Raw genomic sequence first — 22,283 nt, forward strand, 5'->3', positions numbered from 1 at the left:
AAATGGCCACGGTGCTGGCGATGCGGTTGGCAGCCGGTTCGTAGGCGTCGAGCGCGTGGTTGAGCAGCTTGAAGTTCGACTGGTACTTCTCGAACAGCGAGCGGGCCAGCACGTCGCGCAGCAGCAGCACGATGCCGAGCACCTCGTCGGTCTCGACGCCTCGGGGAATGATGCGCTCGGACAGATCGCGGGCGTAGGCCTGCAGGGCTTCGACGCTACCGGTCTCGAGCACCTCGACGTAGTTGTCGTAGATCGAGGTCGCCTCGGAGAAGATCTCTTCCGGGGTCATCGCCGTGAGCAGCTGGGCGTCGGTGATGCGCCTGGCCCATTCCTCGCGCAACGCGGTGCGGTTCTGCCGCAGATGTTCGACGAGCTGGGGCAACAGGTTGTCGACCGGGCCCTCGGGAAGTGAGTCCGCCGAAAGGCTCATGGACACCTCGGACATGGATACTCCAGCCCCTTTCGACGACAAACGACATCGGAAAACACGTGTACACGGACGTAGCCGAGCACGAGCCTAGTCATACCCCACCGCGATCTGCGCCCAAACCTGGGGTTTGCTCGCCCGGAGTTCGTCCGCCGACAGCGAAACCGTGTTCCAGTGCCGACAGTGCCCGGTCCAGATAGACGGTCAGGTCGGCGTCGGCCTGACGCAGCCAGGCGTCGAAGGCCGCGCGTGCCGCGGCCAGGGTGGTCCGGCCGACCGCCATCGGCAGCAGCGCGTCCGGGGGCTCACCGAGCCGGTGCGCGGCGAAGTCGCTGACCGCGCGCTCCCAGGCGTCGTAATGCGGCCCGGCGGTGGCGGCCAGCGCGGGCACCGACGCGATCAGATGCATGCGGGTGCGCAGTTCCTCGACATCCTCGGCGCGGTAGGTGTTGGCCTGCACGACCACCTCGCGCACCGCCGTCATCAGGGGCACTTCCGCGGGCACGGTGGCGAAAGCCGCACGCAGGGCGTCGACTTCGGCGTCGAACTGGTGCCAGAGGACTTCGGCTTTGCTGGGGAAGTAGCGGAAGAAGGTGCGCCCGCTGATGCCCGCGGCCGCGGCGATGTGCTCGACGGTGGTGTGGTCGAAGCCCTGATCGCTGAACAGGCGCATCGCGATCAGCTCGAGATCGCGCTTGGAGGTGCCGCGCGGGCGGCCCGGACGGGTGGTCGTCACCGCTCGATTATGTCAGCGGCTGAAGCTATTGATTATGTCAGTGCGTGACGTTAATGTCTGAACGCATGATGGCTGATCTCACATCTCCGGAGGCGGGCGCATACTCCGCTGCCGGAGTGATCCTCGCCATCCCCGTCGGCGCGACCGAGCAGCACGGGCCGCATCTGCCGCTGTCCACCGACACCGACATCGCCGTGGCGCTGTGCGCGGAGCTGGCGAAGCGGCGGCCGGATGTCCTTATCGCCCCCGCCCTGCCCTACGGCTCGAGCGGCGAGCACGCGGGCTTCCCCGGCACCCTGTCGATCGGTCAGCGCGCGCTCGAGCTGGTGATCGTCGAGCTGTGCCGGTCGGCCACCGATACCTTCGATCGGCTGCTGATCGTCAGCGGTCACGGCGGCAACCTCGAATCGCTGCGCCGTGCCGAGACGCTGCTGCGCTCGGAGTCACGTGACGTACGGCTACACCTGCCCGCGTGGGCGGGCGATCCGCACGCCGGGCGGGCCGAGACCGCGCTGCAACTGGCGCTGGACCCGGGGCGGGTGCGTCTGGAGCGCGCCGAACGCGGCGACACCCGGCCGCTGGGGGAGATCCTGCCGCTGCTGCGCGCAGGCGGCGTGCGCGCGGTCAGTGAGAACGGCGTGCTCGGCGACCCGGTCGGCGCCGATGCCGACGAGGGACGGCGTCTGCTCGACGCGCTGACAGAGGACTTGGTGCACAAGGTCCGGCACTGGTGGCCGGAGAACGTGGAAAGGGCTTGTCGATGAACGCTTGGTTCGAGACCGTTGCCGAGGCGCAGCGGCGCGCGAAGAAGAGGCTGCCGAAATCGGTGTACGGCGCGCTGATCGCCGGCTCCGAACGCGGCCAGACCATCGGAGAGAACGAACGCGCCTTCACCGAACTCGGCTTCGCCCCGCACGCGGCGGGCCCGATCGGCGAGCGCGATCAGTCGACGACGGTCCTGGGACAGCATCTCTCCATGCCCGTGCTCATCTCGCCGACCGGCGTGCAGGCCGTGCACCCCGACGGCGAGGTCGCGGTGGCGCGCGCGGCCGCCAACCGCGGTATCGCGATGGGGCTGAGCTCGTTCGCGAGCAAGCCGGTCGAAGAGGTGGTGGCGGCCAACCCGGCCACCTTCTTCCAGCTGTACTGGTGCGGCGGCAAAGATGAGATCAGCGAGCGGATGGCGCGGGCGAAGGCGGCCGGTGCGGTCGGGCTGATCCTCACGCTGGACTGGTCGTTCTCGCACGGCCGGGACTGGGGCAGCCCGCAGATCCCGGAGAAGCTGGACCTCAAGACCATGCTGAGCTTCGCGCCGCAGACCCTGGCGCGGCCGCGCTGGCTGGCCACCTATGTCAAGTCCGGTCGCATCCCCGACCTCACCGCGCCCAATATGGCCGTCGGCGGCGGCGCGGCCCCGGGCTTCTTCGGCGCCTACGGTCAGTGGATGGGCACGCCCGCCCCGGACTGGGACGACGTGGCCTGGATCTGCGAGCAGTGGGGCGGGCCGGTCATGCTCAAGGGCGTGATCCGGGTGGACGACGCGCACCGGGCGGTGGACGCGGGCGTGGCCGCGATCTCGGTCTCCAACCACGGCGGCAACAACCTCGACGGCACCCCGGCGGCCATCCGCGCGCTGCCGGTCATCGCCGATGCCGTCGGTCACGAGATCGAGGTGCTGCTCGACGGCGGCATCCGGCGTGGCAGCGATGTGGTCAAGGCGGTCGCGCTGGGGGCGCGGGCGGTGATGATCGGGCGCGCCTACCTGTGGGGCCTGGCCGCCAACGGGCAGGCCGGTGTCGAGAACGTGCTCGACATCCTGCGCGGCGGCATCGACTCGGCGCTGCTCGGGCTGCGCAAGACGAAGGTCACCGATCTCGATCGCAGTGACATCGTGGTGCCGGACGGGTTCGAGCGGGCGCTCGGCGTACCGGAGAACCCGGCGATCACCCGTCCGGCCACCGCGTCGGCCTGATCCCGACCGCCTGCCACCGCGGGCCTCAGCCGGTGTGCGGCGGCTTGCGGTGGTGGGCGAGCAGGGTGTCGTAGATGTCGGCCAGCGCTGCGAGCTGGTCGCGGTCGAGGACATCGATGATGTGCCGCCGCACGCTGCGCAGATGCGCGGGTGCGGCGGCCGCGAGCACCTGCACGCCGACGTCGGTGAGCCGGGCCGCCGTACGTCTGGCGTCGGCGGGGATCGACTCGCGCTCGACCAGTCCGCGCTTGCTCATCCTGGTGATCTGATGCGAGAGCCTGCTCTGCGACCACTCCAGCTTGGCGGCCAGATCGGCGAAAGTCAGTCGGTTGTCCTCGGACTGGGCGAGATAGGCCAGCACGGAGTACTCCACGAAGGTGAGATCGGAATCGCGCACCGAGTCGCGACCGACCGCGGCGGCGATGGTGTCGCGGCTGCGCACGAAGCCCAGCCAGGCGCGCATCTCGAGTTCGTCCAGCCACCGGGGTTCGCTCACGGGCTCTGCCTCCACCTCCGACGCGTCGTTGGCGACAACCGTCACGGGTGGGGCGCGTCAGACGACAGTTAGCACTCGGCGGTGACACGTGCAACCGCAGTCTACAAAGGCTTGCCTAACCAGAAGGCGGTTCCCGGTCGCGGATACGCTCGTGAGCGCTCGAGACCAGCCCGGCTCGGGTCCGGCGTACCTCGAGCCGAGCCGGACGCCTGTGCGCGAGCCGCCGTCCCACCTCGAAGGAGTGCGATCCGTGACCGCCCCGGAATTCCGCTATTCAGATCTGCTGCCGATCGGCGCCGACGACACGCCGTACCGGCTGCTGACCACCGAGGGCGTGAGCACGTTCGAACACAACGGCCGCACCTTCCTTCAGGTCGAGCCCGAAGTGTTGCAGATGCTGACCGCAGAGGCGATGCACGACATCAGCCACTATCTGCGCCCGGCCCACCTGGCCCAGCTGCGCCGGATCATCGACGACCCGGAGTCCTCGGGCAACGACCGCTTCGTTGCGCTCGACCTGCTCAAGAACGTCAACATCTCCGCGGGCGGCATCCTGCCCATGTGCCAGGACACCGGCACCGCCATCGTGATGGGCAAGAAGTCCGAGGGCGTGCTCACCGGAGTTGACGACGCCGAGTGGATCAGCCGCGGCGTGTTCGACGCCTACACCAAGCTCAACCTGCGCTACTCCCAGCTCGCCCCCGTCACCATGTGGGACGAGAAGAACACCGGCACCAACCTGCCCGCGCAGATCGAGCTGTACTCGACCCCCGGTGCGGCCGCACAGCCGTCCTACAAATTCCTGTACATGGCCAAGGGCGGCGGTTCGGCGAACAAGTCCTTCCTGTACCAGGAGACCAAGGCGATCCTGAATCCCGAGCGGATGCTCCAGTTCCTGGACGAGAAGATCCGCTCGCTGGGCACCGCCGCCTGCCCGCCGTACCACCTGGCGGTCGTGATCGGCGGCACCAGCGCCGAATTCGCGCTCAAGACGGCCAAGTACGCCTCGGCGCACTACCTGGACCACCTGCCCACCGAGGGGTCCATGGCCGCCCACGGCTTCCGCGATCTCGAACTCGAGGAAGAGGTCTTCAAGCTGACCCAATCCTTCGGCATCGGCGCGCAATTCGGCGGCAAGTACTTCTGCCACGACGTGCGCGTGGTCCGCCTGCCGCGGCACGGCGCCAGCTGCCCGGTCGCGATCGCGGTGTCCTGCTCGGCCGACCGCCAGGCGCTGGCCAAGATCACTGCCGAGGGCGTGTTCCTCGAGCAGCTCGAGCGCGACCCCGCGCAGTACCTGCCCGAGCACACCGACGAGATCCTCGGCGGCGACGTGGTGAAGATCGACCTGAACCGGCCGATGTCGGAGATCCGCGCCGAGCTGTCGAAATACCCGGTGAAGACCCGTCTTTCGCTGACCGGCCCGCTCGTGGTGGCCCGCGACATCGCGCACGCCAAGATCAAGGAGCGGCTGGACGCCGGCGAGCCGATGCCGGAGTACCTGCGCGAGATGGCCGTCTACTACGCCGGTCCGGCCAAGACACCCGAGGGGTACGCCTCCGGTTCGTTCGGCCCGACCACCGCCGGTCGGATGGACTCCTACGTCGACCAGTTCCAGGCGGCGGGCGGCTCGTTCGTCATGCTGGCCAAGGGCAACCGCTCGGCGCAGGTGACCAAGGCCTGCAAGGAGCACGGCGGCTTCTACCTCGGCTCCATCGGCGGCCCGGCCGCGCGTCTGGCGCTGGACTGCATCAAGAACGTCGAAGTGCTCGAGTACCCCGAGCTCGGCATGGAAGCGGTCTGGAAGATCGAGGTCGAGGACTTCCCGGCGTTCATCGTGGTCGACGACAAGGGCAACGATTTCTTCGCCGAGACCCAGAAGCCGATCGCGCTGCGGGTGCGCACCCGGTCCGCGGAGCGCGTCTGACCGACACCTCCGGCGGCGTGCGGACATCGGGATGTCCCTCGATTCACCGCAGCGGCACGTGGGTTCGGCAAGGCACTCTGTAGTCGGGATGTCACGTGCTGTCGCGCTGGGCATTCCGGCTCGAGGAGTCGGTGGGTTCCGCGGAACCGGTTCCGCGGAACGGTGATCGGATGACAGGTCCGATCCGTTCGATCCGGACGGGTTCGGCCGGTGGGAGCATCCGGGGATGGTGTTTCCGTGGCCGGGCGTCGACCGGCGCTCGTCGCTGAGCCCCGATGGCCGGGGAGGCTCCCTCCGGCCGTCGGGCTCGACGTGTTTCGGCTGCGGGGATGAACGGCTCGGCTCAGTGCGCGGTCTCGTCCAAGACCCATCGCAGATAGCCCGGGTGCGCGGCGGCCACCGGGAGCGCGAGCACCTGGGGTGTGTCATAGGGATGCTCGGCGTCGGCGCGTTCGATGATCTTCGGTACCAGCGAGGCCCGGGTGTGCAGGACGAGCAGGGTCTCGGCCTCGTCGTCGACCTCGCCCTTCCAGCGGAAGATCGACCGGACGCCGGGGATGATGTTGCCGCAGGCGGCGAGTCGGTCCGTCACGAGGCCGCGGGCGAACCCGGCCAGCCATTCGGCGTCGTCGGCGGTGATGGTCACGTCTACGATCTGGTCGTCGGCCATGCCGAACAGTGTCGCCCACCCGCGACCGGATATCGCGCTACCCGGAGGTGATTCGTGCTCGTTCCGGCGAATCGGCCCACCGGGGCACGCGCCGGCGATTGGTAGCCGCGCAGACGCTCCTGTGATACACAGCACTGGATAACTTTGTGGATAGCGCGATTTCCACCAGGCGCGGCGAATGTTCTTGGCGCATCATGCTGTTCGCAGCACCCGACACGCCATTTCCTGCGTGCTTCACGCCGGGCGTGTTGCGCTGCTCACGCCTCCGGGTCCGGTGCCGCCTCACCGTTACCATCGTCGTCATGCTTCGGACTCGTTCGCTCGGTAGAAGAGTCGCTCTGGCGGCGGTGGCCGCCCCGGTCGTCGCCCTCGGCGGCACACTCGGCACAGCCACCGCGACGGCGGCGCCCGGCGACCTCGGGGAAGGGCTCGGCTCGGCGGCGGGCACCGCGGGCCTCGACCCGCTGCTGGCGCTGGCCTACACCATGGCCGCCGACGCCGCCGGGGCCGAGGGTGTGCCGCTGTGGATCACATCCGGTTACCGCACCCCCGCCGAGCAGCAGGAGATGTGGGAGGACGGGCTGGCCACCTACGGCAGCCCCGAGGAGGCCAGGCGTTGGGTGCTCCCGCCGGAGGAATCCACCCACGTCACCGGCCGGGCGATCGATGTCGGCCCGCAGGCGGGCGCGCAGTGGCTCGAGGCCAACGGCAACCGCTGGGGGCTCTGTCGGACGTTCCTCAACGAATGGTGGCACTTCGAGTCGGCCACCCTGCCCGGCAGGCCGTGCCCGGCCATGCTGCCCGACGCGAGCGCGCGCTGAGGCCCGGTCAGGACACTGTCGCCGGGGTGCCCGGCATGTCGTCGAGCGGCAGCCCCCCGTCGATGCCCGCGGGGACCCGGCGGCGGTCGGGGGAGCCGAGCGCGGTCGTGAGGTCGGTCCCGTCGTGTTCGGCGAGCAGATCCCCGCTGTCCCACACCAGCAGGGTGGCGCTGACGGTGTGCTCGGCGGCGGAATGGGCCAGGTCGTAGTGGGCGCAGCCGGGGACGTGCGGGTAGGTGATCCACAGGTCGTAGCCGGTCATGAACAGGTCGAGGTCGAATTGCACGCTGAGGCCGAGCAATTCGCTGCGGCCGTTGTCGTCCACGCCGGCGAAGGCCTCGTCGAGCGCCAGCAGGCGCGGCGCCTGCGGATCGGCCGAGTCCAGCATCACGTGCGCGGCGGCGAACAACGGCAGATGCAGGGAGACCGACTGCTCACCGCCGGAGAGCGCGCTGTGCCGGGCGACGGTCAGCTTGTCCTCGCTGCCGTCGGCGCCGATCAAGGTGAACGAGAAGACCCGCCAGCGCCGGTAGTCCAAGGTGGCGGCCAGGATCTCCGGGTAGGACCGCTCCGGGTGCGCGGCCCGCGCGGCCCGGATCTCGGCGGCGAAATGTGCTCGGATCGCGGCCAGATCCGCCGGTTCCAGTGCGGCGGTCTCACGATCGAGCAGCTTGCACATCGCCCGCGCACTGTCGGAGAGGTCGTCGGCCAGCAGCCAGTGCACCCCGATGGTGTTGCCCGAGGACATCCGGCGCTTCTTCATCTCCGCACCCATCTTGGCGATGAGATCGCGGGCATCGCCGGTACGCTCGTGGATCTGCTGGGCCAGGCCGGTCAGCAGGGCGTCCTCCAGGATGCGGCGCTCGGAGTCGGTGAGCAGCAGCTCCTGATCGCTGCGGGCGCTCGCCACGCGTGCGGCGAAATCCGCCAGCGGGCACAGCCCGTGCTCGTCCTGCACCTGAACCACCGTCAGCCCGTCGGCGGCGTCCCAGCGCAATCGGTAGTCGCGTCCGGACGCGGCCAGCGCGGCGTCGAACTCCTGCAGCGCCGCGGTGACAGCGCTGCGCGTGGATTTGCGGGCGGCCTCTCCGGCCCGCACCCGGTTCGTCGCCGTCGACAGCGCCTCGAACAGTTCGGCGGCCTCGACGGGCAGGATCTGGGCGGTCCCGTCCGGTCCGGCCTGGGCGATGCGATAGAGCACCTGCTCCGGGGTCGACCAGGCGGCCGGGCTGCTCGGCCAGCGTAAGCCCGGATCCGCGCCGAGCAGGGCGAGCAGATCCGGCTGCGCGTAGGGCGCGAGGGCACGGGCTTGGGCCAGTACTTCGGTCAGCGCGGTGCCCAGCGCTTCGTGCGCGGTGCGATAGGCGGCCTCGGCGTCGCCGACGGCGGCGATGGCCGCGTTGGCGGCCGTGCGCGCGGACTTCTGCGCGGCTCGGCAGGCGTCGATGCGCTGTGCGGCGCGCTCGAGCTCGGCGTCGATCTCGGCCGCGCCCGCCCCCAGAGCGTCCCGCAGCGTGGCCAGCTTGCGCTGCTGCTCCTCCAGACCCGCCCGCGCCGCCTCGGCTTCCTCGGCGAACGCCTCGGCCAGCGCCACCGCCTCGTCGTACCGATCGACGCCCTCCCGCTCGCGTTCCAGCGCGCGCTCGTGCTCGAGCCGCAACCGGGCCAGCCCCGCGCCGGTGTTCTCGAAATGCCGGATGGCGGCGGCGAGTGCGTCCAGCTCGGCGGCCTCGCACGGCGTGGCGTGCTCGGCGGCGATCGCCCGCAGCTTCTTTTCCTGCGCCGTCACCTCGGCGACGGCCTGGTCGAGCTCGCGCTCGGCCTGGGTCGCGGCCTCGGCGCCCGACCGCAATCCGCCCGCGGCCTCCGCGACCGCCCGCAAGGCTGTGGTCACCGCCGTCGTCCGGGGCATCGCCTTGGCCGCCGCGGTCAGTTCCGCGAGTCCGGCCTCGGCTCGCGCCATCTCCTCTCGTGCCTGCCGCGCCTGCTCACGCACGGTCGTCGTCTCGGCGTCCAGTTCGGTCAGCCGGTCCTGCCTGCGCCGGGCGCGCGCCGCCGCCCCGATGTACTCGGCGCGTGCCTTGCCTGCCCTGCCCAGCCGGACGCCGTGCCGGTAGCCGCCGTTCGTGTCGACCGTCAGAGCCGTGTGATCCGGCTCCGTGGTCGCTGTGTGTTCGGATGTCTCGCCGCCCTCGAGCAGAGCGACGGAGGCGAGGAGATCGGCGACGACCTCGGGATCGACGCCGAGATCGGCACAGTCCCGCTCGACTCGGAGCACGTCGGCGAGTGTGCGAGTGGCCGGTCGGCGCTCCGGGGGAAGCGGGACAAGGGACTGCGCACCGGCCGCGCTCGTGCCGGGCCGCGTGTGCTCGCCGGGCCGCCCTGATCTGTCCGCCGCCACCGGACCTGGTTGTCCGATGCCGGACTGCCTTGCCGAGTCGGGGTCTTCCCGATCGGACGGCGCCGTGACATCGGCTGTCGCTGCCGTCGGCTGTCCGGTCACGTCGGCCATCGCCGTACCCGGTGGCCTTGTCCTGTCGGTCGCGTCGGCGCCCGGGCGTGTGGCGCCGACCCGCGCGTCGAGAATGCCCGCGGCCTCGAGAGCGGCTTCGATCCCGGCCGCGGATTCCTCGGTGACGTTGTCGCCGAACTGGATCAGCCGCCACAGGGGAAACCCTGTGCGGCCGGGCACATCGGCCGCCGGGTCGGTGGCGGGCGTGGGGGAGCAGTCGAATTCGCCCCGGAGACGGTCGGATTCGGCGGTGAGGTCGGCGAGCACGGACTCGGCGGCCACCGCGCGGGCCCGGGCGGCGAGGCGGCGTTCCCGGAGTTCCTCCGACAGCGGGGCGGTTCGCTCGGCCAGGAGTTCGGCGGGCGAGGTGGTCGCGCCGGAATCGGCCGAGGCCGAGGTCAGGGCGTCGACGAGGCCGGGGCCGAGGGGGGCGTAGAGCTCGCGGTGCTCGGCCTGCCAGTCGCGCAGAGCGGCGGCGTGACGGGTGCGGGCGAGTTCGACGTCGGCTTCGGCGCGGGCGAGTTCGGCGGTGGCGGTGTCGCGGGCGGTGGTGGTGCGGTGGGTGAGGCGTTCGGCGCGTTCGCGTTCGGCGCGGGCGGCGTCGAGCCGGGTGCGGGCGGCGCGGGTGGCGCGCAGGTCGGCATCGCGTTCCTCGGCACGGGCGCGGACGGCGGCGGTGAGTGCCTCGCCGCGGGCGTGCTCGGGGGCGGCCCAGTTGATGCCCGCTTCTTCGGCGGCGGCGCGGGTGCTGTCCTCGGCGAGGGTGAGGGCCTCGACGGATTCGCGGACGGCGGCGTGCGTCCGCTCGGCCTCCTGGGCGCGCTGGTCGACGGTCTTCTGTGCGGCCACCGCCTTGTCGCGGTGCACCGCCGCCGAACTCTCCAGCCGGCGCACCGCGTCGGCGAGGTCGTCGAGTTGCTGCTTGCCTTCGTAGGCGCCGGAACGCTGCAGGGCTTCGCGATCGGTGCGGGCCTGCTCGTAGGCGCGGTCGGCGTCGTCGGCGCGAGCCTCGGCGGCGGCGCGTTCGGCTTCGCGGCGGCGGCGCAACTCGGTCGCCGCGAACAGGGCGGTGCTCGCGTGGGTCACCGCATCCAGTCGCGCGCCGACCTGCTCGACCTCGGTCCTGGCCTGCACCGCCAGATACCTGCGGTAGACATCGACGAACGCGCGGGTGGCGGTGTCGGCGTGCACCAGACCGGTCAGGGTTCGCCCGACCTCCTCCATATCGCTGAAGGAGCGGGCCGCGTCGAGGACCAGCTGGTCGTCGAGCGGGCGCAGGCCGCCGGTGAGCGCCTGGGACAGGCCGCGCGGGTCGAGATTCTTGGCCAGCTGCGGACGGCGCAGGGTGAGGATCAGGTTGATCAACTGGTCGTAGCGCTGGACCCCCAGACCGAACATGCGGGCGTCGATGGCGGCCCGGTAGTCCACCGGACGATCCACGATGCTGTCGGCGCCGATCTCCTCGGCCAGCTGCTTGCGGGTCAGCGGACGGTCGTCGGGTCCGAGCAGCGAGAAGTCGACGCCCACCCGGCCGTCGGCCACGAAGTACCAGCGGGTCACCTTGTCCGAGGACCGGGTCGCGCGCATGCCGATGCCGACGGTGACGACCTCCGGATCGTCCCGGCGTCCGCGCGCGAACTCCATCCACACATACGAGTAGGCCGAATCCTGTTTGCGGTACAGCAGATTCGACTTCATGGTGCGTTCTTCGCCCGCGAACGGATTCAACCGCCTCGGCTCGATGCGCCCGTCGAGGACGAAAGGGAACAGCACTTCGAGCGCCTTGGTCTTGCCCGAGCCGTTCGGGCCGCGCAACACCAGCCTGCCGTCGGCGAAGCAGAACTCCTGGTCGCGGTAATCCCAGAGATTGATGATTCCGGCCCTGGCCGGGACGAAGCGCACACCGCCGTGGATGACCGACATGTCAGATCCCTTCCGGACCGCTCGCGCCGGTATCGGCGGCGCTGACGAACAATTCCTCGGCACGCCGGGCGCGCACCGACACGACCGCGCCCCGATAGCGCGCCAGCGCGGGCAGCACCAGCACGCCGTCGGCTACCGGGTGCACCAGGCGCAGACGCCGCAGCAGATCGAGCGCCTCGGCGGTCAGACCGGGCACATCGGCGAGCCAGTGGGCGGCGAAGGTGGAGCCGTAACGCTCGGTGAGCACACCGACGATCGCCCGCAGCCGCTCGGTGCCGACGAAGGGATGGGTCTCGGGTTCCGGCTCGATACCGCCCTCGCCGTACTCGTCGGACACCCGGTCCGCCCGCCCCGAGTCGTCGAAGGGATCCGCCGCAGCGGGGCCGTCGATCATCGGCGCGAAGAGGGTGGCTTCGGGAATCGCGCTGTCGAGTGCGGCGAGCAGATCGAGTGCCGGGTCCGGTCCCAGCGGTCTGCGCGGGAGCGGTTCGTCGATATCGAGGACCAGGTCGGCGATCTCGGTGATCAGCAGCAGTCCCACCTGCGCGAGGGTGCCCGCGCCGGGAAACCGCACATCCGAGAGCCGTCCGGAGGTGTCGATCAACGCGACGCCCTCGGCCCGTCGCTCCACCGGCAGCCCGGTGAACGCCGCCACCTCGGCGGTCACCGAGTCCTGCGCGAGCACCGCCCGCTGCGGACCGGTCAGATCGGCGGCGTAGACGACCGGGCGTTCGACGACCGCACGCCGGATCTCCCGCGCGATCGCGGCCGCATCCCCCACCCGGTCGTCACCGGCGGGCGAGGTGTCCTCGCCGAGCAACCCCGCGACGCTGTCCAGATGCTGCAGCGCGCGTGAAGGGCGGAAGAGCGCGAAAACCACCGCGCGGTCGATGTCGTAGAGCGCCTCGCCCGCTTCCGGATCGGCGGCCCAGCCACCCGCGTCGCCGTCGGCCAGGGCGAGCGCGCCACGCGCGGCGAGCCAGCCGACCGCGTCCACGAAGGCATCCCGGTCCGCGGCCCGGTCGGCGGACAGCTCCAGCCCGTCGATCTGCCCGGTGTAGGCCATCACCTGCTCGGCGAGTTCGGAGAGCGTGATCTGTTCCCCTGCCCTGCCGAGCGCGGCCAGCGCCAGGGCCAGGTATGTGTAGCGGCGGCGATCGAAGAGCCGGTCGTTGACGGTGCGCGCGGGCCTGCCCGGATCGAGGGCGTCGACGACCGGGAACAGCCGGGCGGTGGTCTCGGTGACCTCCAGGCGGTAGCCGAACAATGCGGCCAGATCCTCGCGCAGTTCGGTGGTCCAGCGGCGGATCAGGGGCAGCGCGGCTCGGTCGGGGTAGTCGCGGGTCACCAGGTGATGGGCCAGGACCAGCCGGGCCGCCCGCTGATAGGTGCCGAGTTCGAGCGGGTCGATGCGCTGGGCGTGGATCACCGTGTCTCCCCGCCGGATCGGGCGGTTCCGGCGCGCACCTCGAGTTTGCGGTTGTTCAGGTGCAGCAGACCGCGGGCGGTGCGCACCACCGTGGGTTCCGGGTGTTCGGACACGGTCAGGGTGACACCGCTGTCGCTGCCGGTGCTGCCCCCGACCCGGCCGCTGACCGGCACCCAGGCCGTCGACGCCGCGTCCAGCAGGCGCAACAGCATCTCGGTCTCGCGCTCGTCGAGAACTCGCTCGTGCACATCGGCGCCGGCCAGCGAACGCGCCGCCTCGGCGCGAGCGCGCTGGGCGGCCAGTTGCGCCTCCCGCAATCGCCGCACGCTCGCCTGATCCCGCTGGATGCGGCCAGGAGCCGCCGCGGCGGGCGGGCGGCCGGTCTCGGCGAGCGTGCGCGAGATCTCCAGGGGCGGCGCCTCCCACCAGGATCGGCTCGCGGGCACCAGGTCGGCATCGGGGTGCGCCATCGCCAGATGACGGGGCCTGCCCAGGCCGAAGACCGCATCGAAGAGCGCGTGCGCGCTCTCCGCCGTCGGTGCGCCGGTGAACCAGGCGGCCAGGTGCCGCAGCGCCGATTCGCGGCTCACCCCGCCGCGCCTGGTCTCGGTGACGCGGCGCAGCAACGCCAGCACCGCGGCGATCGCGCTCATGGTGGCCTCGCGCAACCGCTCGGCCTCGGTCCCCGCGCCGAAGCCGTCCGAGGGGCCGTCGGTCGCGGGTACGAACCAGCCACGCAGCCCCTGCCAGCGTGCCCGCCAGTCGGCCTCGCGATCGGCCCGCGACAGCAGCACCCGTTCGTCGCAGCGCGCCGCTCGCTCGAGCATCGTCTCGACACCGGTCTCCTCGATCGCGGCGATGCCCGCCGCCAGTCGCGGCGTGAAACGTGCCAGATCCATGCCGAACTCCCGCATGTGGGCCAGCAGCGTGTCCTTGTGCGCCAGAAACGATTCCGGGGTGACCTCGGTGGTGCGCAGCAGATCGCCCAGCGACAGATAGAAGTGCGCGGCGCGCCCGGCCAGATCCGACAGCGTCGTGTCGAGCCTGCGCAGAGTCCGGTAGACGCGCTCGGCGTCTCCGGCGCGATTGGCCTCGGCGAGTGCGCCCAGATCGGCGAGCAGCTCCGGCAACACCAAGCGCGACAGCGACGCTTCCTCACCGCGCGCGTCGAGCACGTCGGCGACCGAGCGATAGGCCTGGTACCCCGGCTGGGTGAACTGATAGACGAAATGCCGGTTGCGGTACTCGGCCAGCGTCGCCGCGCGGGTGCCGTCGTAGCTGCGCTGCAGTACACCCCATCGGTGCAGCTGATCCAGCAGCGGCGCGGCATGGATCGCGGTCAGTTCGCCGCCACCCGATGCGACCACCCATTCGGCGACGTCGTCGGCGTGCAGCAACACCACGTAGGCGGCGCGGGCGCTGTCGAAGGCGCGCAGCACCCGCAGATAGTCCACGCGCCTGTCCGCCGTCGCGAAAGAGAACAGGCGAAGCCGCCGGTCCACGTCGCCGCCGGGCCGGTCCACGTCGCCGCCGGGCCGGTCGTCGGGGCCGCCGGGCCGGTCATCGGAGTCGGTCACCGGCAACAGGGTAATAGCGGGGCGATCGCCGCCGACATCACCCGCGGGCATTCGGCGTGGCCGGATTCGATTACCGGAGGTTCGCCGCGAGCGCGGCCCGGACACCGGTCCGGCCCTGCCGGGATGTCCGGGCCGTGGTGTCCGGGCCGACGCGGAGGACGCGCCTCACGCCTCGGCGGAGATCGCGCGCAACTGATCGAGATAGGACTTCGTGCGAGGGTCGCCCGGGTAGTGCTCGGCCATCTCCCTGGCCGCCTCGCCGGCGATCCACATCAGCGAGGGCAGCGAACGCCGCTTGCACGCGAAGGCCTTCATGCCCTCGTCGACCGAACGCTCCAGATCGCGGTCGCGCACCGCGACCACCGACAGCGTCAGGTGCGCCTCCGACACCCGCATCGGATTGAACACTGTGCCGTCGGCTTGGGTGGACTGCCGGATCACCTGGTGCGCATAGCTTTCGGCCAGCCGATCCTGCCCGGACGCCCGGCAGCAGTCCATGGCGTAGAAGTCGAACTTCTGCGGATCGACCACGAAATGGTTGTCCAGATTGGCCGGATGCTCGAGGCTGTCCAAGATCGCTCGGCCGATGCCGAGCGACTTGTCGACCTCGCCGACATCACCCAGCCGGGCGAACGCCTTGGCCCGCTGGGCGGCCAGCTGCACGCCGACGCCGATATGTCGGGTGTCCTCCAAGACCGCGTCGACCGCCTCCACAGCACCCCGGTAGTTACCCTGCGTCAACGCGAACCAGGCCGCCATCTCCGCAGCCCAGCCGCTGATTTCGGGGTTGTCGGCCTCCTGGCCGAGCGACCAGGCCGCGCGCCGGGTGGCCTCGGCCGAGCTGCGCTTGCCCAGGTCGTAGTCGACGCAGCCGACCAGCAGCGCCACCCATCCGGCCATGACGAGGATTTCGCGATGCTGGGCCAGGGTGAGCCTGCCGTCGAGCAGTGAGGTGATGCGGCGCAGCCAGGCGGTGCCCTCGGCGTGCAGGTGATACGGGTCGGCATAGGAGTATTCGCAGCACAGACGCTCGGCGGTGATGCGGATGGCGTCCAGGGTGGAGGCCGAGACGTCCGACATCCGTAGCCTGCCGATGAATTCGAGGGTGTCCATCCCCGTTGCCGACAGCAGTTCGTCGTCGCGATTCGGTCTGGCCTTGGGGAAGAAGGCCGCCGTCACGGTGTCGAAGGTGGCGGCGATGATCGGCGCGTAGAAGTCGTCGGGGCGCGATTCGCCCGATTCCCAACGGCGCCAATTGCGTAGGAGGGTCGAGTCGGTCGGTAGGTTGTGCGAGGTCTTCGCTCTCATCGCGCGCACGGCGTCGGCCTGGGACCACCCCCTCGCGTCACGTTCAGAGCGCATCCGGACAGCCCACACGGGTCGTTCCTCACTCGCGGTCACGTCTGTAGTATCGCACCAGTTAACCTCTGGTGCACCGGATAGGGCACGCAGATGTCCCCGGGTTGACACCTGCATTCGCAGTTTGGCGTCAGTCATTCTGAAAGAGGAGCGGACGGGTTGCCGGTCGTACAGATGCAAGTACAACTGCAAGGCCGCGAGCATGTCCGATCGCAGTGCCCCGCAGCAGGACACGCGGGGGAATGTCCACATCGGTGACAACGGCCCCAATCCAACGGAGGTTCGGGTGGAAGCGTTGATCTACGGATACTTGCGAGACGATCTCGCCGAAGGGCACCGCGAGGAACTCGAAGCGAAGATGAGTTCGCTCGCGCGCGAAGAGGGGCTGTGTTTCGCGGCGACGTTCCACGAGGAGACCGGGGGCGACGGGGCCGCCTTCGTCGAACTCACCCAGGAGCTGCGCCGGGCGGACGCTCATCACGTCGTCGTGCCCTCGCTGGATCACCTGGCCGGACAGACGATTCCGCGCGACATCCTGATCGCGAAACTGGCACACGACGCGGCGGCGCGGGTGTGGACCATCGATGACGCGCAGCAGGGTACAGCCGCGCAGCAGGGTACAGCCGCGCAGCAGGGTACAGCCGCGCAGCAGGGTACAGCCGCGCAGCAGGGTACAGCCGCGCAGCAGGGTACAGCCGCGCAGCAGGGTGCCGTGCCGGAGAGTCCCGACGTTTGCGAGCCGGTGGCCGGATCGTCGGGCGGATCGGACACATTGCCCGACGGTTACCGAACCGACCGGGCGGCATCTATCGCGGCCGAGTAGACCCTCCCGGAAATCGCACGGCGACAGCCGAAGCCGCCGACAGGAATCCCCACCGGCGACCTCCCGGCCATCACCTGGCGACCGCCCCGCGACCGCCCGGTCCTCGGGTCACAACCCGAAGCTGCCCGGACCCCGCCTGCGCAGGTACTTCTCGAATTCCGCCGCGATAGCGTCACCGTCGATCTTGGCGATGGCCTCTTTCATGTCGACGGCCGCGTCCCCGCGCTCCTCGAGCGAGCGCACATACTCGGTGATCTCCTCGTCGCCCTCGGTCATTTCGCTGACGGCCGACTCCCACTCCTCGGCCTGCTTGGGCAATTCGCCCAGCGGCACCTCGATGTCGAGCACGTCCTCGACTCGGTGCAACAGCGCGATCGTCGCCTTGGGGTTCGGCGGCTGCGAGACGTAGTGCGGCACCGCCGCCCAGAACGACACCGCGGGTACGCCCGCCTTCACGCACTGATCCTGCAGCACGCCGGTGATGCCGGTCGGTCCCTCGTAGCGGGTCTGCTCGAGGTTGAAGCGCTCCGCGGCTTCGCTGCTGTAGGCGGAGCCGGTCACCGGGACCGGACGGGTGTGGGGGGTGTCGGCCAGCAACGCGCCGAGGATCACCACGGTCTGCACACCCAGCTGTTCGACGAACTCGAGTAGTTCGCCGCAGAAGCTCCGCCAGCGCATGTTCGGCTCGATGCCGCGCAGCAGAACCACGTCGCGGTCGCTGCCCGGAGGCGAGCACACCGACAGGCTCGTCGCGGGCCACTGGATCTCCCTGGTCACCCCGTCCACCTGGCGGACCGTCGGCCGGTTCACCTGGTAGTCGTAGTAGTCCTCGGAGTCCAATTCGGCCAGCGGTTCGGCGTCCCAGATCAGTTCCAGATGTTCCACCGCACCACTGGCCGCGTCACCGGCATCGTTCCAGCCCTCGAAAGCGGCGATCAGTACCGGATCCCGCAACGTCGGCAATTCCGAATCGGAGGTATCACTGGGGTTCACCCTGCTGAGCCTACGGCTTACTCGCAGCGACTGTGGTGCCGATTACCGGTTGCCGCGGGCCGTGAAACAGTGTCCGGGCACACGCGCGAGCCCGAGCCGCGATACCGGCGCCGTGCTGTCGGGAGCGGCCACTAGGCTTGTACCTATGTCTGTGTCCAATTCCGCCGGGTTCGATACCACCCTTCTCGACACGCTCCGTCGGCGTGTCGTCATCGGCGACGGTGCGATGGGCACGATGTTGCAGGCCGCCGATCTCACCCTCGACGATTTCCGCGGCCTGGAGGGCTGCAACGAAATCCTCAACGAGACCCGCCCGGACGTGCTGCGCGGTATCCACCGCGCCTACTTCGAGGCCGGTGCCGACGCGGTCGAGACCAACACCTTCGGCTGCAACCTGTCCAACCTCGGCGACTACGACATCGCCGATCGCATTCGCGATCTGTCCGAACGCGGCACCCGGCTGGCCCGCGAGGTCGCCGACGAGATGGGGCCGAGCGCCGACGGCGCCCCCCGCTATGTTCTCGGGTCGATGGGTCCCGGCACCAAACTGCCGACGCTGGGCCACGCCCCCTACGCCGCCCTGCGCGACGCCTACGTCGAGTCCGCGCTCGGCATGCTCGACGGCGGCGCCGACGCCATCCTCATCGAAACCTGCCAGGACCTCCTGCAGGTGAAGGCGGCCGTCACCGGCTGCAAGCGCGCGATGGCGCAGGCCGGTCGGCGCATCCCGATCATCACGCACGTGACCGTGGAGACCACCGGCACCATGCTGGTCGGCAGCGAGATCGGCGCCGCGCTGACCGCGCTCGAGCCGCTGGGCATCGACATGATCGGCTTGAACTGCGCGACCGGCCCGGACGAGATGAGCGAGCACCTGCGGCACCTGTCGCGGCACGCGCGGGTGCCGGTGTCGGTGATGCCCAATGCCGGCCTGCCGGTACTCGGGGCGTCCGGCGCGGAGTACCCGCTGACCGCCGAGGAGCTGGCGGTGGCGCTGAGCGGATTCGTCTCCGAATTCGGCCTGGCGCTGGTGGGCGGCTGCTGTGGCACCACCCCGGAACACATCCGGCAGGTGGTCGAGGCGGTGCGCGAGGTCGAGACCACGCTGCCCGCGCCCGAGCAGCGTCGTTCGCCCGCCCCGGAACCGGCGGTGTCGAGTATCTACACCGCGGTGCCGTTCGAGCAGGACGCCTCGATCCTGATGATCGGCGAGCGGACCAACGCCAACGGTTCCAAGGCCTTCCGCGAGGCGATGCTGGCCCAGGACTGGCAGAAGTGCCTCGACATCGCCAAGGACCAGACCCGCGACGGCGCGCACATGCTCGATCTGTGCGTCGACTACGTCGGCCGCGACGGCGCGCAGGACATGGACGAGCTGGCGAGCAGGCTGGCCACCTCCTCCACGCTGCCGATCATGCTGGACTCCACCGAGCCCGCCGTGCTGCAGGCCGGCCTCGAGCACCTGGGCGGCCGCTGCGCGGTGAACTCGGTGAACTACGAGGACGGCGCGGGGCCCGGTTCGCGGTTCCAGCAGATCATGGCGCTGGTCGCCGAGCACGGCGCCGCGGTGGTCGCGCTGACCATCGACGAGAACGGCCAGGCCCGCACCGCCGAGCACAAGGTGGAGATCGCCGAACGGCTCATCGCCGACATCACCGGCAACTGGGGTCTCGACGAGGCCGACATCATCGTCGACACGCTGACCTTCACCCTGGGCACCGGCCAGGAGGAGTCGCGCCGCGACGGTCTCGAGACCATCGAGGCGATCCGCGAACTCAAGCGCAAGCATCCGCGGGTGCAGACCACCCTCGGCCTGTCGAACATCTCCTTCGGCCTCAATCCGGCCGCCCGCCAGGTACTGAACTCGGTGTTCATGCACGAATGCGTGCAGGCCGGATTGGATTCGGCGATCGTGCACGCCTCCAAGATCCTGCCGATGAGCCGCATCCCCGAGGAACATCGCGAGACCGCGCTCGACCTCGTCTACGACCGGCGCACCCCCGACTACGACCCGCTGCAGAAGCTGATGGCGCTGTTCGAGGGCGTGTCGACCTCCTCGTCCAAGGCCTCCCGCGCCGAGGAACTGGCCGCGCTGCCACTGTTCGAACGCCTGGAGCGGCGCATCGTCGACGGCGAGAAGGCGGGCATGGACGCCGACCTCGACGAGGCCATGCGCGAGGTGCCGCCGCTGCGGATCATCAACGAAACCCTGCTGTCGGGCATGAAGACCGTCGGCGAGCTGTTCGGCTCCGGCCAGATGCAGCTGCCGTTCGTGCTGCAGTCGGCCGAGGCGATGAAGACCGCGGTGGCCTACCTGGAACCGCACATGGAGGCCACCGACGACGCGGGCAAGGGCCGTATCGTGCTGGCCACCGTCAAGGGCGATGTGCACGACATCGGCAAGAACCTGGTCGACATCATCCTGTCCAACAACGGCTACGAGGTGGTCAACCTCGGCATCAAGCAGCCGATCGGCACCATCCTCGACGCCGCGGTGGACAAGAAGGCCGACGTGATCGGCATGTCCGGTCTGCTGGTCAAGTCGACCGTGGTCATGAAGGAGAACCTCGGGGAGCTCAACTCCAGGGGAGTGGCCGAACAGTTCCCGGTGCTGCTCGGCGGTGCCGCGCTGACCCGCGGATACGTCGAGAACGACCTCACCGAGGTCTACGAGGGCGACGTGTACTACGCACGTGATGCCTTCGAGGGCCTGCGGCTGATGGACGAGATCATGGCGCGCAAGCGCGGCGAGGGCCCGGACCCGGACAGTCCCGAGGCCGTCGCCGAACGCGAGCGCGCCGCCGAACGCAAGGCGCGTCACGAGCGCTCCAAGCGCATCGCCGAGAAGCGCAAGGCCGCCGAGGTGCCCGTCGTGGTGCCGGAGCGTTCCGACGTGGCCGCCGACCTGCCGGTGCCGGTGCCGCCGTTCTGGGGTACCCGCGTGGTGAAGGGTCTTGCCCTGCAGGAGTATTCGGGCCTGATCGACGAGCGCGCATTGTTCCTGGGCCAGTGGGGCCTGCGCGGGCAGCGCGGCGGCGACGGTCCCTCCTATGAGGAACTGGTGGAGACCGAGGGCCGCCCGCGGCTGCGCGCGTGGCTGGACCGACTGGCCACCGAGGGCGTGCTCCAGCACGCCGCGGTGGTGTACGGCTACTTCCCCGCGGTGTCCGAGGGCGACGACGTGATCGTGCTCACCGAACCCGAACCCGATGCGCCGCAACGGTTCCGGTTCACCTTCCCGCGCCAGCAGCGCGACCGGTTCCTGTGCATCGCCGATTTCATCCGGTCCAGGGAGCAGGCCCGCGCCACCGGACAGGTCGATGTGCTGCCGTTCCAGCTGGTCACGATGGGCCAACCGATCGCCGACTTCGCCAACGAGCTGTTCGCCGCCGACAACTACCGCGACTATCTCGAAGTCCACGGCATCGGCGTGCAACTCACCGAGGCCCTGGCCGAGTACTGGCATCGCCGGGTGCGTGAGGAATTGGTGCTCGACGGCCGCGCGGTCGCCGAATCCGATCCCGACGACGTGCAGGAGTACTTCAAACTGGGTTACCGTGGCGCACGGTACTCCTTCGGCTACGGCGCGTGCCCGGACCTCGAGGACCGCGCCAAGCTGGTCGAGCTGCTCGAAGCGGACCGGATCGGAGTGGTGCTGTCCGAGGAGTTGCAGTTGCATCCCGAACAGTCGACCGACGCGTTCGTGCTGCTGCACCCGGAGGCCAAGTACTTCAACGCCTGAGACCCGATGCGGGGTGGATGGATCTTTCGGTGGACTCTCGGGTGAGGAAGGGCGCGACCAGATGACGGCGGACCGGTTGATCGCGGGACGGTACCGGCTGGCCGAAAAGGTAGGCAGCGGGGCGATGGGGGTGGTGTGGCGCGCCACCGACGAGCGGCTCGAGCGCGTCGTCGCCGTCAAGCAGCTGCTGCCGACTCCAGGGCTGACACCGGAGCAGGCGCGCGAGGCCAGGCAGCGCGCCATGCGCGAGGGCCGCATCGCCGCCCGGCTGCACCATCCCAACGCCATCACCGTCTTCGATGTCGCCGAGGAAGACGGCCAGCCCTGGCTGGTGATGGAGTACATGGACGCGCCGAGCCTGGCGTTCAAGATCGCCGGCGGGCACACGCTGCCGCCGCTGGAGGTCGCCGAGATCGGCGCGCAGGCCGCCTCGGCGCTGGCGGCCGCGCACGACGCCGGGATCATGCACCGCGATGTGAAGCCGGCGAACCTGCTGGTGGCCGACGACGGCACGGTGAAGCTCACCGACTTCGGCATCTCCCGTGCGGTCGGCGACGTCACGGTCACCGCGACCGGTCTGCTGGCGGGCACGCCGGCTTACCTCGCGCCGGAGGTGGCGCGCGGCGAGGACCCGCTGCCCGGCTCGGACGTGTTCGCGCTCGGCGCGACGCTCTACACCGCGGTGGAGGGCGCGCCGCCGTTCGGCGAGGGCGACAATCCGCTGGCGATCCTGCACGCCGTCGCCCTCGGCGAGGTCGCGCCGCCGCGTAATGCCGGACCGCTCGCACCGGTGCTGATGAGCCTGCTCTCGGTGGACGTGCAGGACCGGCCGACGATGCGGGAAGCGGCGCGTGCGCTCGCCGATGTGGCGGCCGG

15 protein-coding genes and 1 pseudogene are annotated in these 22,283 nt (G+C 70.2%); 7 read left to right on the forward strand and 9 right to left on the reverse strand.

The features are described from left to right. Nucleotides 1–445 (reverse strand): annotated as a pseudogene (locus tag NS3_RS27330) (STAS domain-containing protein); the annotation flags it as partial. A 76-nt stretch (nucleotides 446–521) separates the two neighbouring features. Continuing rightward, nucleotides 522–1,163 (reverse strand): mycofactocin system transcriptional regulator MftR, encoded by a 642-nt coding sequence (gene mftR, locus NS3_RS27335; RefSeq protein WP_067865676.1) that lies wholly within the window; start codon nucleotides 1,161–1,163, stop codon nucleotides 522–524. Nucleotides 1,164–1,228: 65 nt separating this feature from the next. Here mftR and mftE point away from each other — a divergent pair, with 65 nt between their 5' ends. After that, nucleotides 1,229–1,927 (forward strand): mycofactocin biosynthesis peptidyl-dipeptidase MftE, encoded by a 699-nt coding sequence (gene mftE / locus NS3_RS27340; RefSeq protein ID WP_067865680.1) that lies wholly within the window; start codon nucleotides 1,229–1,231, stop codon nucleotides 1,925–1,927. Further along, nucleotides 1,918–3,135, forward strand: coding sequence for a pre-mycofactocin synthase MftD (gene mftD / locus NS3_RS27345; protein WP_067865683.1), 1,218 nt, complete (start codon nucleotides 1,918–1,920; stop codon nucleotides 3,133–3,135). The genes mftE and mftD overlap by 10 nt, the downstream gene beginning before the upstream one ends. A 25-nt stretch (nucleotides 3,136–3,160) precedes the next feature. On the opposite strand, the gene NS3_RS27350 is transcribed toward mftD, so the two are convergent. Then, nucleotides 3,161–3,631, reverse strand: a complete 471-nt coding sequence (locus NS3_RS27350; RefSeq protein WP_067865705.1) for a MarR family winged helix-turn-helix transcriptional regulator — start codon at nucleotides 3,629–3,631, stop codon at nucleotides 3,161–3,163. Nucleotides 3,632–3,881: 250 nt separating this feature from the next. Here NS3_RS27350 and NS3_RS27355 point away from each other — a divergent pair, with 250 nt between their 5' ends. Continuing rightward, the gene (locus tag NS3_RS27355; protein WP_067865707.1) at nucleotides 3,882–5,558 is read left to right on the forward strand and encodes a fumarate hydratase; all 1,677 of its coding nucleotides are present in this window, start codon (nucleotides 3,882–3,884) and stop codon (nucleotides 5,556–5,558) included. Between the two features lie 343 nt (nucleotides 5,559–5,901). Here the strand turns inward: NS3_RS27355 and cutA are convergent, their stop codons facing one another. Then, nucleotides 5,902–6,228, reverse strand: a complete 327-nt coding sequence (gene cutA / locus NS3_RS27360) for a divalent-cation tolerance protein CutA (protein ID WP_067865686.1) — start codon at nucleotides 6,226–6,228, stop codon at nucleotides 5,902–5,904. Nucleotides 6,229–6,530: 302 nt separating this feature from the next. Here cutA and NS3_RS27365 point away from each other — a divergent pair, with 302 nt between their 5' ends. Beyond that, nucleotides 6,531–7,049, forward strand: a complete 519-nt coding sequence (locus NS3_RS27365; protein WP_067865689.1) for a M15 family metallopeptidase — start codon at nucleotides 6,531–6,533, stop codon at nucleotides 7,047–7,049. 7 nt (nucleotides 7,050–7,056) lie between these two features. Here the strand turns inward: NS3_RS27365 and NS3_RS27370 are convergent, their stop codons facing one another. The 4 genes from NS3_RS27370 to NS3_RS27385 form a co-directional block, all read right to left on the reverse strand. Beyond that, nucleotides 7,057–11,484, reverse strand: a complete 4,428-nt coding sequence (locus NS3_RS27370) for an SbcC/MukB-like Walker B domain-containing protein (RefSeq protein WP_067865692.1) — start codon at nucleotides 11,482–11,484, stop codon at nucleotides 7,057–7,059. A 1-nt stretch (nucleotide 11,485) separates the two neighbouring features. Beyond that, the gene (locus tag NS3_RS27375) at nucleotides 11,486–12,910 is read right to left on the reverse strand and encodes a DUF2398 family protein (protein WP_067865710.1); all 1,425 of its coding nucleotides are present in this window, start codon (nucleotides 12,908–12,910) and stop codon (nucleotides 11,486–11,488) included. Then, nucleotides 12,910–14,541, reverse strand: coding sequence for a TIGR02677 family protein (locus NS3_RS27380; protein WP_084495995.1), 1,632 nt, complete (start codon nucleotides 14,539–14,541; stop codon nucleotides 12,910–12,912). Before NS3_RS27380 ends, NS3_RS27375 begins: the two co-directional genes overlap by 1 nt. A gap of 114 nt (nucleotides 14,542–14,655) precedes the next feature. Continuing rightward, nucleotides 14,656–15,852 carry an NsdA family TPR-like regulatory protein gene (locus tag NS3_RS27385; RefSeq protein WP_084495999.1) on the reverse strand — a complete coding sequence of 399 codons (1,197 nt, stop codon included), beginning with the start codon at nucleotides 15,850–15,852 and terminating at the stop codon, nucleotides 14,656–14,658. 199 nt (nucleotides 15,853–16,051) lie between these two features. On the opposite strand from NS3_RS27385, the gene NS3_RS30235 reads away from it, so the two are divergent. Next, entirely contained in the window at nucleotides 16,052–16,672 is a 621-nt protein-coding gene (locus NS3_RS30235) for a hypothetical protein (protein WP_245649841.1), read from the forward strand. A gap of 108 nt (nucleotides 16,673–16,780) precedes the next feature. On the opposite strand, the gene NS3_RS27395 is transcribed toward NS3_RS30235, so the two are convergent. Further along, nucleotides 16,781–17,665: a PAC2 family protein gene (locus NS3_RS27395; protein ID WP_157101566.1), complete on the reverse strand. Its 885-nt coding sequence runs from the start codon at nucleotides 17,663–17,665 to the stop codon at nucleotides 16,781–16,783. Nucleotides 17,666–17,810: 145 nt separating this feature from the next. Between NS3_RS27395 and metH the strand changes: the two genes are divergently transcribed. Further along, a complete protein-coding gene (gene metH, locus NS3_RS27400; protein WP_067865702.1) occupies nucleotides 17,811–21,407 on the forward strand; it encodes a methionine synthase in 3,597 nt (1,198 codons plus the stop codon). A 61-nt stretch (nucleotides 21,408–21,468) separates the two neighbouring features. Then, a partial coding sequence (locus NS3_RS27405; protein ID WP_157101567.1) for a serine/threonine-protein kinase occupies nucleotides 21,469–22,283 on the forward strand: 815 nt, incomplete at its 3' end.

The organism is Nocardia shimofusensis NBRC 100134, from assembly GCF_001613125.1.
Lineage (GTDB): Bacteria > Actinomycetota > Actinomycetes > Mycobacteriales > Mycobacteriaceae > Nocardia > Nocardia shimofusensis.